The 15,366-nt window shown below is 60.8% G+C and carries 17 protein-coding genes; 12 read left to right on the top strand and 5 right to left on the bottom strand.

Translation table 11 applies throughout. The features are described 5' to 3' along the window. Window positions 1-31 precede the first annotated feature (31 nt). From G369_RS0133035 to G369_RS0133025, 3 genes are read left to right on the top strand one after another with little or no spacing between them, the layout of a single operon-like run. Window positions 32-1,234 carry an amidohydrolase family protein gene (locus tag G369_RS0133035; protein WP_019658354.1) on the top strand — a complete coding sequence of 401 codons (1,203 nt, stop codon included), beginning with the start codon at window positions 32-34 and terminating at the stop codon, window positions 1,232-1,234. Then, the gene (locus G369_RS0133030) at window positions 1,231-2,532 is read left to right on the top strand and encodes a cyanate transporter (protein ID WP_019658353.1); all 1,302 of its coding nucleotides are present in this window, start codon (window positions 1,231-1,233) and stop codon (window positions 2,530-2,532) included. The genes G369_RS0133035 and G369_RS0133030 overlap by 4 nt, the downstream gene beginning before the upstream one ends. A 5-nt stretch (window positions 2,533-2,537) precedes the next feature. Further along, window positions 2,538-3,032, top strand: coding sequence for a nucleoside deaminase (locus G369_RS0133025; RefSeq protein WP_020723431.1), 495 nt, complete (start codon window positions 2,538-2,540; stop codon window positions 3,030-3,032). 24 nt (window positions 3,033-3,056) lie between these two features. On the opposite strand, the gene G369_RS38895 is transcribed toward G369_RS0133025, so the two are convergent. Continuing rightward, on the bottom strand, window positions 3,057-4,787 hold the full coding sequence (locus tag G369_RS38895) for a sialidase family protein (protein ID WP_167333987.1): 1,731 nt from the start codon (window positions 4,785-4,787) through the stop codon (window positions 3,057-3,059). A 302-nt stretch (window positions 4,788-5,089) separates the two neighbouring features. Between G369_RS38895 and G369_RS0133015 the strand changes: the two genes are divergently transcribed. The 3 genes from G369_RS0133015 (at window position 5,090) to G369_RS0133005 (ending at window position 7,140) form a co-directional block, all read left to right on the top strand. After that, window positions 5,090-5,350, top strand: a complete 261-nt coding sequence (locus tag G369_RS0133015; protein ID WP_019658350.1) for a hypothetical protein — start codon at window positions 5,090-5,092, stop codon at window positions 5,348-5,350. A 189-nt stretch (window positions 5,351-5,539) separates the two neighbouring features. Beyond that, the gene (locus G369_RS0133010; RefSeq protein WP_019658349.1) at window positions 5,540-6,529 is read left to right on the top strand and encodes a patatin-like phospholipase family protein; all 990 of its coding nucleotides are present in this window, start codon (window positions 5,540-5,542) and stop codon (window positions 6,527-6,529) included. Window positions 6,530-6,585: 56 nt separating this feature from the next. After that, a complete protein-coding gene (locus tag G369_RS0133005; protein WP_019658348.1) occupies window positions 6,586-7,140 on the top strand; it encodes a ricin-type beta-trefoil lectin domain protein in 555 nt (184 codons plus the stop codon). Window positions 7,141-7,159: 19 nt separating this feature from the next. On the opposite strand, the gene dkgB is transcribed toward G369_RS0133005, so the two are convergent. Continuing rightward, window positions 7,160-7,972, bottom strand: coding sequence for a 2,5-didehydrogluconate reductase DkgB (gene dkgB / locus G369_RS0133000; protein ID WP_019658347.1), 813 nt, complete (start codon window positions 7,970-7,972; stop codon window positions 7,160-7,162). A gap of 71 nt (window positions 7,973-8,043) precedes the next feature. After that, window positions 8,044-9,246 carry an MFS transporter gene (locus tag G369_RS0132995; RefSeq protein ID WP_019658346.1) on the bottom strand — a complete coding sequence of 401 codons (1,203 nt, stop codon included), beginning with the start codon at window positions 9,244-9,246 and terminating at the stop codon, window positions 8,044-8,046. 530 nt (window positions 9,247-9,776) lie between these two features. Here G369_RS0132995 and G369_RS37925 point away from each other — a divergent pair. From G369_RS37925 to G369_RS0132985, 4 genes are all read left to right on the top strand, one after another. Further along, a complete protein-coding gene (locus tag G369_RS37925; RefSeq protein ID WP_502266758.1) occupies window positions 9,777-10,643 on the top strand; it encodes a nucleoside triphosphate pyrophosphohydrolase family protein in 867 nt (288 codons plus the stop codon). Next, window positions 10,621-11,328 (top strand): thymidylate synthase family protein, encoded by a 708-nt coding sequence (locus G369_RS38890; protein ID WP_157773851.1) that lies wholly within the window; start codon window positions 10,621-10,623, stop codon window positions 11,326-11,328. The genes G369_RS37925 and G369_RS38890 overlap by 23 nt, the downstream gene beginning before the upstream one ends. A gap of 128 nt (window positions 11,329-11,456) precedes the next feature. Next, entirely contained in the window at window positions 11,457-12,455 is a 999-nt protein-coding gene (locus G369_RS37920) for a uracil-DNA glycosylase (RefSeq protein ID WP_244164423.1), read from the top strand. 285 nt (window positions 12,456-12,740) lie between these two features. Further along, a complete protein-coding gene (locus G369_RS0132985; RefSeq protein ID WP_019658344.1) occupies window positions 12,741-13,079 on the top strand; it encodes a hypothetical protein in 339 nt (112 codons plus the stop codon). Here G369_RS0132985 and G369_RS39175 read toward each other — a convergent pair. Beyond that, window positions 13,056-13,298, bottom strand: coding sequence for a hypothetical protein (locus tag G369_RS39175; protein WP_167333986.1), 243 nt, complete (start codon window positions 13,296-13,298; stop codon window positions 13,056-13,058). The genes G369_RS0132985 and G369_RS39175 overlap by 24 nt on opposite strands. 428 nt (window positions 13,299-13,726) lie before the next feature. On the opposite strand from G369_RS39175, the gene G369_RS0132980 reads away from it, so the two are divergent. Next, complete coding sequence (locus G369_RS0132980; RefSeq protein ID WP_026346838.1) at window positions 13,727-14,185, top strand: lysozyme inhibitor LprI family protein; 459 nt, start codon at window positions 13,727-13,729, stop codon at window positions 14,183-14,185. A gap of 423 nt (window positions 14,186-14,608) precedes the next feature. Here G369_RS0132980 and G369_RS0132975 read toward each other — a convergent pair whose 3' ends face one another. Beyond that, window positions 14,609-15,160 carry a porin gene (locus G369_RS0132975; RefSeq protein WP_279615618.1) on the bottom strand — a complete coding sequence of 184 codons (552 nt, stop codon included), beginning with the start codon at window positions 15,158-15,160 and terminating at the stop codon, window positions 14,609-14,611. On the opposite strand from G369_RS0132975, the gene G369_RS36760 reads away from it, so the two are divergent. Continuing rightward, window positions 15,128-15,366: IS5/IS1182 family transposase (locus tag G369_RS36760; RefSeq protein WP_019658341.1), on the top strand; the 239-nt coding region annotated here is incomplete at its 3' end. The two genes, G369_RS0132975 and G369_RS36760, sit on opposite strands and share 33 nt — an antisense overlap.

Raw genomic sequence — 15,366 nt, 5'->3', positions numbered from 1 at the left:
CGCCTGAAGACAAAGAAACGGAACGCCCCACATGCCATCGCTCCTGATCCGCAACGTGCGCCCCATGGGTGCATCCCCCGTCGACGTGCTGGTGCAGGACGACCGCATCGCCGCGATCGGCCCGGAGCTCGCAGCTCCCGCCGGCGCCGCCATCGAAGAGGGCCACGGCGCCTTGCTGCTGCCCGGCCTCGTCGAAGGCCACACGCACCTCGACAAGACGATGTGGGGCATGGACTGGTACCGCAACGAAGTCGGCGTGAACCTCATCGACAAGATCGAGAACGAACGCGCCTTCCGCCACGCCAGCGGGCATGACGCAGCCGCCCAGTCGCTGGTGCTGGCCAAGGCCTTCCTCGCGCTCGGCACCACGCGGCTGCGCACGCACGTCGACGTCGACACCCAGGCCGGCCTGCGCCATCTCGAAGGCACCCTGCGCACACGCGAGGCGCTGCGCACGCTGCAGCAGATCCAGGTCGTCGCCTTCCCGCAGTCGGGCCTGCTGGGCCGGCCCGGCACGGCCGAGCTGCTCGACCAGTCGCTGGCGATGGGCGCCGACGTGCTCGGCGGCCTCGACCCCTGCGCCATCGACGGCGATCCGGTGAAGTCGCTCGACGTGCTCTTCGGCATTGCACACAAGCACCAACGCCCCGTCGACATCCACCTGCACGAGCCCGGCGCCATGGGCGCCTTCTCGCTCGACCTGATCCTGCAGCGCACCGAGGCGCTGGGCATGCAGGGCAAGGTCGCCATCAGCCACGGCTTCTGCCTGGGCGACGTGACCGAACGCGAGCGAGAGGCACTGCTCGCACGCATGGCGAAGCTGGGCGTGGTGCTCGTCACCAGCGCGCCGCCTTCGCGCACCGTGCCGCCGCTCATGGCCTGCAGGCAGGCCGGCGTGACCGTGCTCGGCGGCAACGACGGCATCCGCGACACCTGGTCGCCCTACGGCAGCCCCGACATGCTCGAGCGCGCCATGATCATCGGCCTGCGCTACAACCTGCGCCGCGACGACGAGATCGAAGTGGCGCTCGACACCGTCACGCACTCCGGCGCACGCGGCTGCGGCTTCGAGGCCTATGGCCTCGAAGCGGGCTGCCGCGCCGACCTCGTGCTGGTCGATGCGCAGACCGTCGCGCACGCCGTCGTCTCGCGCCCCGTGCGCAAGCTCGTGGTGGCGGGCGGCTGCGTCGCGGCGCGCAACGGCGTGCTGCGAGCCGACCTGACCTTCCTGTGAAGGCGGCGCAAGCAAGCCGGAACAGCCGCGACGGAGGCATCGCCTTCGCGATCGTCATCGTGCTGGTGGCGCTGAACCTGCGCGCCTTTCTCACATCGAGCAGCCCGCTGCTCGAACCCATCCGCATCGCGACCGGCATCGGCTTCCATGCGGTGGCATTGCTGACAGTGCTGCCGATGTTCGCGATGGGGGCCACCTCGCTCTTCGGTGCGGCCGTGGGCCAGCGCATCGGCCCGCGAGGCGGCGTCGCGCTAGGGCTCGCGGCCATCGCCGTCGCCTGCGCCAGTCGATACGTGGCCGGCGGCGCGGCGGCGCTGCTGTGGAGCGCCGCGCTCGCCGGCGCGGGCGTGGGCCTGGTGCAGGCGCTGATGCCCGGCGTGGTGAAGCAGGCCTATCCGGCGCGCATCGGCGTGATGACGGGGCTCTACTCCGCCGCCATCATGGGCGGCGGTGGCCTGGGCGCCATGGCCAGCCCGTGGGTGGCGCACGCATTCGGCGGCGCGCAGCCCGACTGGCACGCGGGCCTCGCGATCTGGGCGCTGCTCGCCGTCTTCGCGCTGTTGTACTGGCTCAACATGCGGCGCATCGAATTCACATCCGCCACCGAGGGGCCGGAGCTTCGCAGCCTTTCGTGGCTGCGCTGCTTCACGAGCCGCCGCGCGTGGCTGCTGGCCGCATGCTTCGGCCTCATCAACGGCGGCTACACCAGCCTCGTCGCATGGCTGCCGCACTTCTATGCGCAACAGGGCTGGACCGCGCAGCAGGGCGGATCGGTGCTCGCGCTGATGACCGCCGCGCAGGTGGTCTCCGCACTCGCCATGCCCGCCATCGCGCGCAGCCGCGGGCGCGACCTGCGGCCTTGGCTGTTGCTCACGCTCGCTGCCCAGCTCGCAGGCTTCTGCGCGCTCACCTTCGACGCGCCCGTTCCCGCAGTCGCCATCGCCATCTTGCTCGGCTTCGGCCTTGGTGGCGCGTTCTCGCTGTGCATGGTGCTTGCGCTCGACCACCTGCCCGACCCCGCACAGGCCGGAGCCCTCGCGGGCTTCATGCAGGGCGTCGGCTTCATGATCGCCGCGCTCGCGCCCTTCGTCACCGGCTGGGTGCGTGAACACACCGGTGGCTTCACGCTTGCGTGGGCCTACCTCGCGACGGTCGTCGTGGTGCTGCTGCCGCTCATGCTGCGATTCGACCCGCGCCGCTATGCCGACGCCACGGCAGGTCTTTTCGATGCGCGGGGCGGCCGAGCCGGTGCACCATCCATTGCCGCGCTCGACGGCGCGGCCACCAGAAAGGTCTGAACACCATGTACCAGGAACAATTCATGCAGCGGGCGATCGCCCTCTCTGCACAAGCGCTGGGCGAGCCCGGCACCGAGCCCTTCGGCGCCGTCGTTGTGAAAGACGGAACCATCGTCGGCGAAGGCTTCAACCACTCCGTCGCGCATCACGATCCGACATCGCACGGCGAGGTCGAGGCGATCCGCGATGCATGCCGCAAGCTGGGCACCGTCAACCTGCAGGGCTGCGAGCTCTACACCTCGTGCGAGCCTTGCGCAATGTGCGTGGCGGCGATGCACATCGCGGGCATCGCGAAGCTTTACTACGCGGCCTCGCTCGCCCAGTCGGGCAAGGCCTTCGAGGGCGTGACCGTGGCGGCGCGGCATCCGATCGATGTGGAGGCGTTGCGGGCCGAGGCCGGGGCGACACTGGCGCAGAGAAGCTTGCCTGCGGAGCAGAAGATGGATCGGGAGGCGGTGGAGGTGCTTTCGGACTGGGCTGCGACGCGCCGAGGTTCCTGAGCGTTGGTGGGGATTTGCCGCAGATCATTGCATCGTGGCAAGGACCCGCTTCGCCCAGTACTTCTTTCCAGCCTTTTCAAGGCTCTCCACAATCAATCGCGTGGGCGTTCGAAGCTCCGTGCTTTGGCGATCAAAAGGGGTGCGCCGACTGCTTGCCTTCAGCACTCGCACGGCCAACTCGGGATGACCAGTGTTGAGCAGATCCAGCGTTGTCTGATCCGCAGAAGGAAAGCGGGCTGCGGTGATGTATGTGTTTACCCAGCGTTCGACTTGAGCCGGCGCCAATCCAAAGCGCTCGCTCCGTCGCAGCAAATCGAAAAGCTCGCCATCGGGGAAATCTGTCCGTACGGTGGCGCTGGCACCCCAGTCGTAGCCGGAGCGGATCAGGTCGTACGGAATGTCATCCAGCTTCAGGTCCAGCGCGCGTGTAAGAAGCCTTGCGTCTTGGCGCCAGACGGCGAAAGACGTGGCCCCCGCTTTGCGCAACTCGGGCCACATCATCGGTTGGACGACGTCGCCCAATTGGCTTTGCGCTTCGCGCGCGGCCAGATCGGCCTCTAGTACACCCCCAAGGCGATTGCCCGGATTGTTGATGTCGATGCCGCTCTCAAGTGCGCGCATGAGCGCTACGCGATCTCTGTAGAGAACAGCCTGGATATGCGGAGGCTCGCCCGCCGCGATCCAGTCGATGTTGGTCCCGGGCGTGCTTCTGAATAGGAGTCCGGTATCCGATGCCTGCCAAGTCTTGCCCCCATCGTCGCTTCGATAGAGGCCGCCGGCCTGCCAAGCGGCAAGGATGACTTGCGGGTTCGTTGCGTCGAGCAGCACAGAAGTCGGAGCCCATCCCTTGCGCAACCCTGGTGACTGACAGTCCTGGTTCGATTGGGTTCCCGGCCCTCGTGACGGCGTCCATGACTTCCCTCCATCTTTGCTGAAATGAAAGCAGGTCGAACTCGGCCATGACCCGTTGTCCCAGGTGCAGCGTGCAAGCAGAACTTGTGCCATAGCGGGCGATTGCTGGGCCCTGCACCATGTCTCTCCCATCCATTGGGCGGCAGATGCTGGTTGCTGGCGGTCCAGGTTCTGGAAGCCATTGCTCGCTGGTGTCCAACTCGAGCCTTGGTCCTTGCTTTGAAGCCAATTGCCTTCGCTGTTTCGTATGACAAGTTCGTTGTCGCTGAGAGCAATGAGGTTGGATGGATTGCGTGAGTGGTGGTCGGACTTTATCTGGGGCTCGAATTCATAGACTTTTTCCCATGACCTCCCTCCATCGCGAGACCGTTGGAGTACCTTGTCGTCCAGGCTGTAGCTGACCGAGCCGCCCTGTACTACGCCAAAGACCGGTTGCCCGCCAGTTTGCCGATGCCACGTCTGACCACTGTCGGACGAGCGGAGCCAGCGACCGTCGTAAGCCCACCAGTCGGCCAATTGCTGGCCTGTTGGGACGACCAACTGCGTGGGGAAGAAGCCATCGCCGATCGATCCATTCGCTTCGAAAAACTTCAACGGCGCGCGCTGAATCCAGTGCAGCCCACCGTCGAATGATTCCAGCAGCGTGGGCTTTTCCTTGGAATCGTTGCTGCGAGCAAGCACTAGTACGTGCCGTGCATCCTTCGGGTCGAGGTGCAGCGTTTTGTATTCGGCCGGTTGAGGCAGCCGCAAAGGGCTCCATGTCTTGCCGCGATCATCGGAGCGAAACACAAGGCCGCCGCCCATGCCGTAGACCCAATCCGGCTGCGTGGCGGATTGAGCCATTTGCCGAATTTCCACGCCTCGCCATATGGGCATGCTGGCATGGGCCATCCAACATACCCCGAGAGAGAGTAGTCCGAGAAAGAGTCGCATGCGTCTATTCACTGTTTTTGGCCGGCAAGGGCCATCCAATTGCGCAACGGCCGGAAAGCTCAGGATGAACTGTATCCGCGGGGTCGAACAACAAAGCTGTGATTCTGATCTCAGCTTCGAAATTCACGACGATGTTGTTACTCACCACTCCGCCGGCCACTGAATAGAGTGACCTCACGGCGCCATTCGAAGCGCGCCAAGAGGAGCTGGCAATGTTCATCACCAGAAGCAGCGGCAGCAGTACGACGAAGCCGCCTTCCACCCGCGTCGCGCGTGCACTCGAAATCCATCGCAGCGTGATGGCGTGCAACGCGCACATCGCGCGCGGCAGCGAAGCCACTCACGCACTCACAGCAGCGCTGATGCTGCCTTGCTACAAGGCCGAATTCCGCACCCTCGTGCTCGCAATGACCGCGAACGAAGAGCGCGAACTTAGGTACGCGCTCAATGCCTCCTGCGCGAGCGTTGCCTGAAGAAGAGAACCTTCGCGGCAATTTCAGCCGCTCCAGGTTTCATTCCGAATGCTTGCGCGGCTTGCGGAATTACAGAGTTGGATTGAACGGGATTCCACTCGTAGCGGCAAACGTCAGAGGCGCCCAGACTCCGCTTCCCTGGCCGGGAAGTCATTTCATGGAAGTCATTTCTCTTGAAAGGAGTTGGCTATGGCGGGAACGCAGAAATTCACCATCCTCTCGTTCGTAGGCGGCGGCATACGAGGGCTGATGTCGGTATCGGTCCTGAACAAGCTGTACGCGAAGTACCCCCAGATCATCGACAACAGCGACCTCATCGCAGGTTGCTCGACGGGCTCGATCATCACGAGCGAGCTGTTGGCGGGCAAGTCGCCGCAGGACCTCATCGATCTCTTCACCAGCCAGAACGGCGAGATCGGGTTCTACGAAAAGATGAACACCGACCCGAAGCGGCCCGCGTACCCCATCGACGAGGTCTACGCCTCGCAGGTCGCGTTGCACGGCAACACCAAGGTCCAGGACATCGTCACGAGGAAGGTGCTCTTCGTCACCTTCAACGTCGGCGGGCTCGAGGTGAAGAACTCGGTGCAGACGGCCATACCGTGGCAGCCGGTCATGTACACCAACATGATCCCCGGCCATGGCGACGTGGAGATCGCCAAGGCGGCCACGTCCAGCGGCGCGATGCCGGGACAGCTGGGCTCGTTCGACGGCAACGTCGACGGCTGCTTCTTCAACCACGATCCGACAGTCGCGGCGATCGCGCTCGCGGTGAAGGCGGGCCATGCGCTCGAGGACATCGCGGCCATCACCATCGGTACCGGCTACATGCCCGACTGGATCGCCAGCGACACCCACGACTGGGGCGCGGACCAGTGGATGAACGGCGTTGCGAACCCCTTCAACAATTCGCCGCCGTTCCTCATGAACCAGGTGAAGTCGTCGCCGGTGCTCGACATGAGCCTGAACGGCACTTCGACCGAGCTCATGCCGATGCTCGCGAAGATGCTGCTGGGCGACCGCTATACCAACATCAACCCGAAGCTGCCCTTCTTCGTGCCGGAGAACACGGTCTACCCGCAGGCCCTGCAGCTGCTGCAGGACAAGGGCGCCAACGCAGACACCACGTACGCCGAGAACCTGGTGCGGCAGTACTGGGTCGAACACGCGCTCGGCTGAGCACCGATCAACCACCTGCAAGCAAGAAAACGCATTCCAGGAAAGGAGAAACGACGATGTCGATCACCGCACAAGGTGCCGCAGCGCCGGCGCCCGCATCCACACCCGCGATTCCCATCGAGAAGCTGGACCTCGGACCCTACAACATCCAGTACCTGCCAGACGGCCATTACGTGCTGGACGTGAACGGCAACAGCCCCGTCAAGGGTGCAGGGGTCATCGGGTACAAGCTCAAGCTTCCGCAGGCCGGCAACCAGCAATGGCTGTTCATTCCCGCGCCCGATGCACCGGGCTGGTGGTATCTGCAGACGCAGATGGGCACCGGGTTCGTCGTCACGCTGAAGCCCGATTCCACGATCGTGCCCACGCCCCTCGTGATGATGCCTCCCGGCCTGGCCGATGCCGACAGGCAGCTCTGGAGCCTGCTGTCCACCGAGGAGCCCGGCTATTGGTACATCCAGTGCAAGTCCGGGGCGAGCAATTCGAATGCGCCGCTCGTCATCGGACTCACGGACAACAAGTCGGAGGCCGGCGCCGTGGCCGGCCCCATCAGCTTCAGCGGGTTCCGCGCGCAGGCCTGGGGCTTCAGGCCCGTGGGCAACGCGGGCTGAAGGGCATTGCTCAGGGAGCTCAGTCCCAGGCCGGCGACAGACCGGCCGGGTCCGTCAGCCGCTCATTGCGGTCGAGCGCCGCGATCTGCGCCATCTCGGCGTCCGTCAGCGTCAATTGCAGCGCCTTCAGGTTGCCCTCGAGGTTCGCGCGCTTGGTGGACGACGGAATCACTGCGTAGCCCAGCTGCATCGCCCAGGCCAGCACCACCTGCGCAGTGGTCGCGCCGTGGGCCTTGGCAATCGCCTCGATCACCGGATCGTTGATGACCTTGCCGTAGGCCAGCGTCATGTAAGACGTGATGTGGATGCCCGCGCTCTTCGCGAATTCGGCCACCTTGCGGTTCTGCAGGTAGGGGTGCAGCTCGATCTGGTTGGTGGCGATGTTCTGCGCGCCCACGGCCGCGATGGCTTCCTTCATCAATGCGATGTTGAAGTTCGACACGCCGATGTGCTTGGTGAGCCCCTGCGCCTTGGCCTCGGCCAGCGCGCCCATGAACTCGGCCACCGGCACCGCGTTGCCGGGCGACGGCCAGTGGATCAGCGTCAGGTCGACGTGGGTTGTGCGCAGCTTGGCGAGGCTTTCCTTGAGGCTGGGCACCAGCTTGCTCTTGGCGTAGTTGTCGGTCCAGATCTTGGTGGTGATGAAGAGGCTTTCGCGGGCGACGCCGCTTTCAGCGATGGCCTGGCCCACCTCGGCCTCGTTGCCATAGATCTGCGCCGTGTCGATGGCGCGGTAGCCCACGTCGAGGCCGTTCTTCACCGAGTCGATGACCACCTGGCCCTTCAGGCGGAAGGTGCCGAGGCCGAAGGCGGGAATGGGGTTCGTGTTCATGGTGTCGTCCTTGTGCGTTGAAAAGAGAAGAAGAGAGAGACGAGAAGAGAAAGACAGAGGAAGAGCAGAACTCAGTGGCCGGCAGGCACCGGCCCCGAGGCCCGCACCGGAATGCCGGCACGGCGGTCGAGCGTTCCGCTCCATTGCGTGAGGGCCAGCGACACCAGCACCACCAGCGCACCGATCCACGGCGTGTGCATCAGCCCCAGGTGCGTCACGATCAGCCCACCGGCCCAGGCCGCGCCGGCAATGCCCAGGTTGAACGCCGCGATGTTCAGGCCCGAGGCCACGTCCACCGCCTGCGGCGTGAAGCGCTCGGCCTGCTTCACCACGTACACCTGCAGCCCCGGCACGTTGCCGAAAGCCACCGCACCCCACATCAGCACCGCCAGCAGGGCCAGCCACTTGTTCGGCGCCGCGAAGTTGAAGAGCAGCAGCACCGCGGCCAGCGACGCGAAGATGATCTTCAGCGCCGGAATCGGGCCCTTGCGATCGGCCAGCTTGCCGCCCCAGATGTTGCCCACCGCCACCGACACGCCGTACACCAGCATCACCCAGCCCACGGCGCCCGCGCTGAAGCCAGACACCTCCGTGAGGATCGGCGCGAGGAACGTGAACGGAATGAACGAGCCGCCATAGCCGATGGCCGTCTTCGCATACACCAGCAGCAGGCGCGGCTCGGCCAGCACCTTGGCCTGCTGCGCCAGCGAGGCCGGCGGCGTGTGGCGGATGTTGCCGGGCACGAACACCCAGCTGCCGATGAACGCGATCACGCCCAGGGCAGACACGGCAAGGAAAGTCTCGCGCCAGCCGAAGTGCTGCCCGATGAACGTACCCAGCGGCACGCCCGTGACCAGCGCCACCGTGAGGCCCGTGAACATGATCGCGATGGCGCTCGCCGACTTTTCCTTCGGCACCAGGCCGGTGGCAATCGTCGAGCCGATGGAGAAGAACACCCCGTGCGCCAGCCCCGTGAGCACGCGGGCGGCAATCAGCGATTCATAACTCGGCGCCTTCCACGCCAGCAGATTGCCGAGCGTGAACAGCGCCATCAGCCCGAGCAGCAGCGCCTTGCGCGGCAGCTTGCCCGTGAGCGCGGTGAGCACCGGTGCGCCGATGGCGACGCCCAGTGCATAAAGGCTGACCAGCAGGCCGGCGGAGGGGAGGCCGATGTGGAGGTCGGCAGCGACTGTGGGGATGAGGCCAACGATGACGAACTCTGTCGTTCCGATGGCGAAGGCGCTGAGGGTTAGCGCCAGTAGGGCGATGGGCATGAGGCACTCCTGAATGGATGTGGAGGAGTGTCTTGCGGTTACCTTTGCGGATAAATATGGTTTTTATCAGAATATATTTGACTAAAAATCAATGATAAGACTGAGAGGTAAATGCGTTCGGGGCTTCCCGCAATCACCTAAATATGGCATGGATAGGGATTGAGAGTGGCGTATATCTCCTGTTGCAGTTTTGCATTTCTACTAAGGGAAAAACCGCTCCCTATTTAATTAATGGTCCTGTATAAGTTTGTAACGGATCTGAGGTTTTCTCATATTTAAGAAGCCATTCCCTCGATTGAGTGGGGTAGCTAAAAAGCAGGACGCGTTGAGAGTGGTGCGAATGCTCTCGTCTCTCTCTCGCAGATCTCTTTGCGCATGTGACCAGCTGTGGATCGCATGGTCTTATGGAAAGGTTATACCTTGTGAGGAGGATGGCAATGCTCAATGGAGATCTTTCGATCGAATCAACGAGAAAAAATGAGGGCAAGGGAGAAAGTAAGCCGATTACCACTTTCACCCAATATCAAGAGATGGTGGAACGCACAAATGAGCGGCCTTCTCGTGCTGTCTCCCTTATGGGGTTGGTCGGGGAAGTAGGTGATCTTCATAGCATGATGAAGAAGCTGCTCCTTCAAAAGGACAATCCTCTTTTTCGTACTGAGCTTCGAGAAGAGTTTGGCGACCTTATGTGGTACTTAACAAGCCTCGCCTCTTTGTATGAGATCTCTCTCCAAGAAATCGCGCAGGCTAACGCGGAAAAGGCGGAATCTTTGTATACAAAGGGTGGCGTCAACATTTTTGACGTTACCTTTCCGAAAGACGAGCGTTTGCCAAGGCGTTTTACGGTGAATTTCTATGAAAAGCCCTTGGAGCGCAGCATTTATGTAAAGGTTTCGGTGAATGATGTGGTTATTGGAGATGCGTTGACTGATAACTCACATGAAGATGATGGCTATCGATTTCACGACGTATTTCATCTTGCGTATGCAGCAGTTCTGGGCTGGTCACCCGTCTGCCGTGCGTTGCTAAAGTGCAAGCGAAAATCAAATCCAAAAATCGACGAAGTCGAAGATGGAGCACGCGCGGCAATTATTGAAGAAGCAGTTTCAATCTTGGTATTTCATCAAGGCGAGGAGCGCAACTGGTATGTTGATCGGAGTTCCATCGATATCGGACTCCTGAAAACAATACGAAGAATGGTAGCTGGACTGGAAGTTAGAGCGTGCACCGCAAAGCAGTGGCAAGAAGCAATCCGCCAAGGCTATTCTGCTTTTTATGAATTGAAAGCAAATGGTGGAGGCGATATTGTTGTCGATCTAGATAGGCAACGATTGACCTATAAAACTCCATCGAATGGAATCAAAGGAAAAAAGCATGACCGTGCACGTCCTGAATGAGGTGACGGCGCTTGATGCTTGGAAGGCAGGCGCGAGCCTTTTGCTACGAGAACATGGCGAGGTTTGCAACTTGATCACTACGATCAGTGAGCCCTGCTCAATAGCGCAGCATTGGCTCGAGGCTCATTCACCTCGAGCCGTGAAAGCCACGGCAGATGATTCTCGAGATGTTGCCAATACCTTATTCCCTGAGAAGATTTACCAAAGACTCGCGGATCGATCTGCACTCTATGAGCGATATTTAGCTGCTCATGATCGTGCCCATAATTGGAGGTCTGGGCGTCATGCGTGGGGAACTTACTTCGAGCGACTCGTTCGATTTCCTCCTGAGGGGGTCAATCAACTTGAACGGGCAATAGAGAAGCTCAACACATGGCCTCAGCGGAACACAACAGGACTTGTGTTTCATCTATCCTCGCCGACCGTTGATGCTCCTCGCACAAGGGGCGGCCCTTGCTGGCACTTCGGTGAGATTCTCTGGAACGCCGATGAGTCTTTGGACTTGGTTGTTGTCTATCGAAATCACGACTATTTCAACAAAGTCCTAGGCAATTTCGTGGGGCTTGGACACCTTTTGAAATTCATTTGCGAAGCTTCCGGGAAAACTCCAGGAAAATTGATCTGTCATTCTGTCCATGCCTACTTCGACTGCTCTCGGCAGCAACTACGTTCGCTGATTACATGACCGAAAAGAAAGACAAAGAAGCTAAGTTCTTAGACTTAGTTGGCAGAGTACAGAGGTGCACGAAGTGCCCAAGAATGGAGGGGAGCGCACGTGTCCTAGGCCTCGGTTGTGGGCCATTGGATGCTCCGTTGCTGTTTGTCGGTGAGGCTCCCGGACGCTTGGGAGCAGACGGATCTCATCTTCCATTTCATGGAGATAAGTCGGGGCATAATTTTGAAAAACTGATTGAACAGGTTGGCATCAGCAGATATGACGTCTTTGTCACCAATGCAGTTCTTTGCAATCCGAAGGATGAGCGTGGAAACAATGCGACGCCAACTGGCTCAGAAATAGAAAATTGCGTTCCCTTCTTGCGGGAGACCATCGAAATTCTTGATCCGTCAATGGTAGTCACTTTGGGGGCGGTTGCCCTAAAGTCCTGCGGTATCGTCCAGACCCATGGAATTTCGCTCAAAGAGGGCGTCCGAAGCAATAATCGCTGGATGAATCGGGCACTCATTCCTGTATACCACCCTGGGCAGCGAGCCATGGTTCATCGCAGTTTCGCCAATCAGCTTTCGGACTATCAATTCATAGCTGAAACCCTACGGCGTTTGAATCAATCTCCTCGTCGCGTCACATCAAAGAAAAGGCGGTCCGGTTCAGAGAAACTGGGGGATGTGGCTCGTCAAATTCTTGAGTCACATCCTGAGGGGCTTAGCTACTTCGCGCTCCATAAACTCTGTTTCTTGGCCGAAGTTGCCTGCTTAGAGACTTCCGGAAAGCGGCTCACGAATTCGTACGTTGTCCGGCAAAAAGATGGTCCGTACTTTGTTGATCTGCATCCGGCAAAGCTGCCAACGCTCGTTCCAGGTATCCAATTTCGCAATAATTCGGGCAAACTGTCATTGCATCTTTCTTCGCAAATGCAGCTACTTTCGCCAGCAACCAAGATGAATCTCTCGGATCAAGAGCGAGTCATGGTCGAGCGAGTGCTGATCAAGTACGGTTCATGGCGAGATGCGGAACTCAAGCGTGTTGTGTATTTGAGCAAATACATGCGTGCCCTGCTGCGAAGAGAGCGGAAGACTGGGGAAAATTTGTACAACGCGGCAGTGTTGCCCTTCGCTTCTCTAGATGGGGAATAGAGACCCCGAAACGTCCACTCTTCCTAGATATACTGCCCTGCCGTGCAAAAAAAGCGCGGCCGGGTTTGGAAGCCCGTCGAAGTTCTGCGACGAAAGCCGCAGCCACCGCACATGGTCTGCGGCTTTTCTGTTTGCGCCTCCAGTTTTTGGCGGCTCGAACGGGAAGGCGCGAGCCTTGCCGGTTCTCGTCAGAGCTTCCCGGTCTTCCAACCCGTTCGAGCTGCCGCCACCGTTTGGAAGCGATTGCGGCGGTTGTTGCAAAACCGAAGTTCTGGGAGGCCATAGATGGCTGAATCTGCATCCGCGTCAGCGCAGTCAAGCGCTCGATCCACATCCCCCAACCTCGACGACCTCGCCCTGCAAGCCTGCGACGACGCCGACAACCTCAACAACGTGATGCGCGCCTACGCCGCGCTCAGGAAGCTCGTCGACACCAGCGCCCTGAACGACAGCGAGGAACTCACCCCCAGCCGCACCGAACTGAGCGCCTTGCTCGGTGTGCTCAACGACGCGCTGACGGCGCGCATCGACGCCATCAACCTCGCGGCCGGCGCGGTGCGCGAAGCGCTGCAAGGCACCGTCGCTGCGTCGTACGGTTCATCAAGCGAAGTGGTTGCGCCATAGCCAGACGCTTCCGCTGACACTCAGCACAAGGGCCAGCCCTAGCGCTCCGAGTACCTCGACCCAAAATCGAAAGGGGGCTGCTTCTGCTGGCAGCTCCCGGCCATCTTTCAGGTTGAACTTCCTGCGCTTGTACGCATGGCGAGCGTAGATGGCGAGTGAGATGGCCAGAGGCAACCCCGCAGGGCCGATCAGAAATGCTGTCAATGATTCTTTAGTCATGGCTTGCACGTTTCTTGGGCGTGATCTTCATGCAGTGGGCCGCCCGGTTTCCTTGGTCCTCTGCTCTCCTGCGAATACTCGGGAGCGCGTCAGCGAAGACAGCCTGTCGTAAAGCGACACTATGATTTTGCGAGGGCCATATCGGCCCTCCGCCGAGTGAGCTAAGACAAAAACATGGTGGCGCCCTCGGCGACTCAAGCATGAGCCACTGAAAGAAATCAAGGGAGTTGAAATGGCCAATGACTTGACGCGGCTAACCGAGGTGCCGATGCCGATGTCGTGACTCACATGAACAACAACGTTTTTGTGCGTCCGCGTGATGCTCAGGGCCGTCGGTTGCGGGCCATCCGATCGCAGGGATTGGCAAACCGTCGGCGTGAGGAGACAGCGCCGTTTCAGCCCACACAACTTGATGCAAGGCCTGCACGATGAAGCGCGTAGTTACGCTATTGCTGGGGTTACTCGCCATTGCAGGCGCGGCCGCGTCTTCTTCCTCTCCCGCGAAATACCAACCCAGCCCCGAAGAAGTGCTGGCTGCATTGGCGTATCGCTCCGGGTTGACCGAAGACGCGCTGCGCGGCCCCCTCTCCAACTGCGATGCCAGTCAGTCCGCGATGAACATCTGTGCGTACCGCGATGCTGTAGCAGCAGAACTGGTTCTTCAGCACGCTGTCGCCAACAAGGCAGAGCAGTTGCCAGCCTGCAAGGATCGGCTCGAAGCCAGGATTGCCCGTTGGGCAATCGAGCGTGATCGAGGCTGCAAACGCAGCGCTGCCAAGGCCTACGGTGGCGGATCGCTTGAGCCGATGGCCATGTCCATGTGCGTTCAGCACGAGAACGAGCGGATGGCGATGAAGATCGGGCGCCAGCGCAGCTGCGATCGCTAAGTGCTTCCGAGGTCCTCCACGTACATGGGCTTACTGCTGCTTGGACGATGCCGCTGGGCCTTCAATCGACTTGCAGCATGAGCGTGTCTCGGCGCAAGCTGGTTGAACAGTGGCTCGAAGCCTGTCCAGGCGCTCCAAGCGTCTTGTCGGCGGGTTTTCGAGTTCATCGACATGGGTTTCCACTTCGAAAGAAGTCCCGTCGCTGAGCGTCTTCAGAAGGCCGGCGATTTCGTCAAGGCGGAGATATGCCTTTGCACTCGCATCAACGCTCCAAACCATCGGGCCGACCGGGATTGCATCCCGGCAGCTTCGAAGTCTTCAAGTTCGGATATAGCTGTATCACCGCAAAGTCGTTGATTACAAGGTCGGCGCTTCCCCTTTCTCGGTATCCCTCTTTGAATGAGCCAGCGATACGGGCCCCGCTCAGAACCGATGCCGCAATCCCAGCGCGAAGGAGCGGCCCGAGGAAAGGCCGTCGACACGTTCGCTCATGGCGGCCCAGTAGACGTCAGTCCGTTTCGACAGGAAATGGCTGTAGCCCAGGGTCACGGTACGACGGTCGGCCGCGGATGCGTCGAGGAGAACACCGTACTGGGCAAAGGCCCGCCCCGGCCCGAGTGGTACGGAAAGGCCCACACCATGGATGTCGAATCGGTTCCGTGTCGATTGATTGTTGACTCGCCCTGTCTGAGCGAAGAGTTTCGCGACGCCAAAATCGTATGACGTACTCAGCTGCGAGGTCTCTGTGTCCGCGCTCGTGGCGCTATTCCTGGCTTTCTGCCACGCGGCCCCAATGCCGAAGCCCGAACGCATGTACGTGACGCCGGCGCCGACCTTTCGCCCGCCGTTGCCTTCGGGGAGCGACGCAGAAGCGCTAAGGAAGGTCTGATCAAGAGCACGTTTCTTGCATGAAGGATTGACCCTGTAAAAGGAGCACGAGCGATGAGCCAGATCAGTTTTGCGGATGCGGAGCAAGCGGGCAAGAGGAAGAAGACGAGGCGCGAAGTCTTCCTTGGCGAGATGGAGCTGGTGGTGCCGTGGAAGGCGCTGCTCAAGGTCATCGAACCCCACTATCCAGTGGCTGGCCGAGGCCGTCGGCCCTACCCGTTGCAAGCCATGCTGCGCGTGCACCTCATGCAGAACTGGTTCGCGCTGAGCGATCCGTCGATGGAAGAAGCCCT

The organism is Variovorax atrisoli 110B (assembly GCF_000382045.1).
Classification (GTDB): Bacteria; Pseudomonadota; Gammaproteobacteria; order Burkholderiales; family Burkholderiaceae_C; genus Variovorax; species Variovorax atrisoli.
Note: the sequence above shows the minus strand (reverse complement) of the source record. Positions and strands in the feature narration are given on the sequence as shown.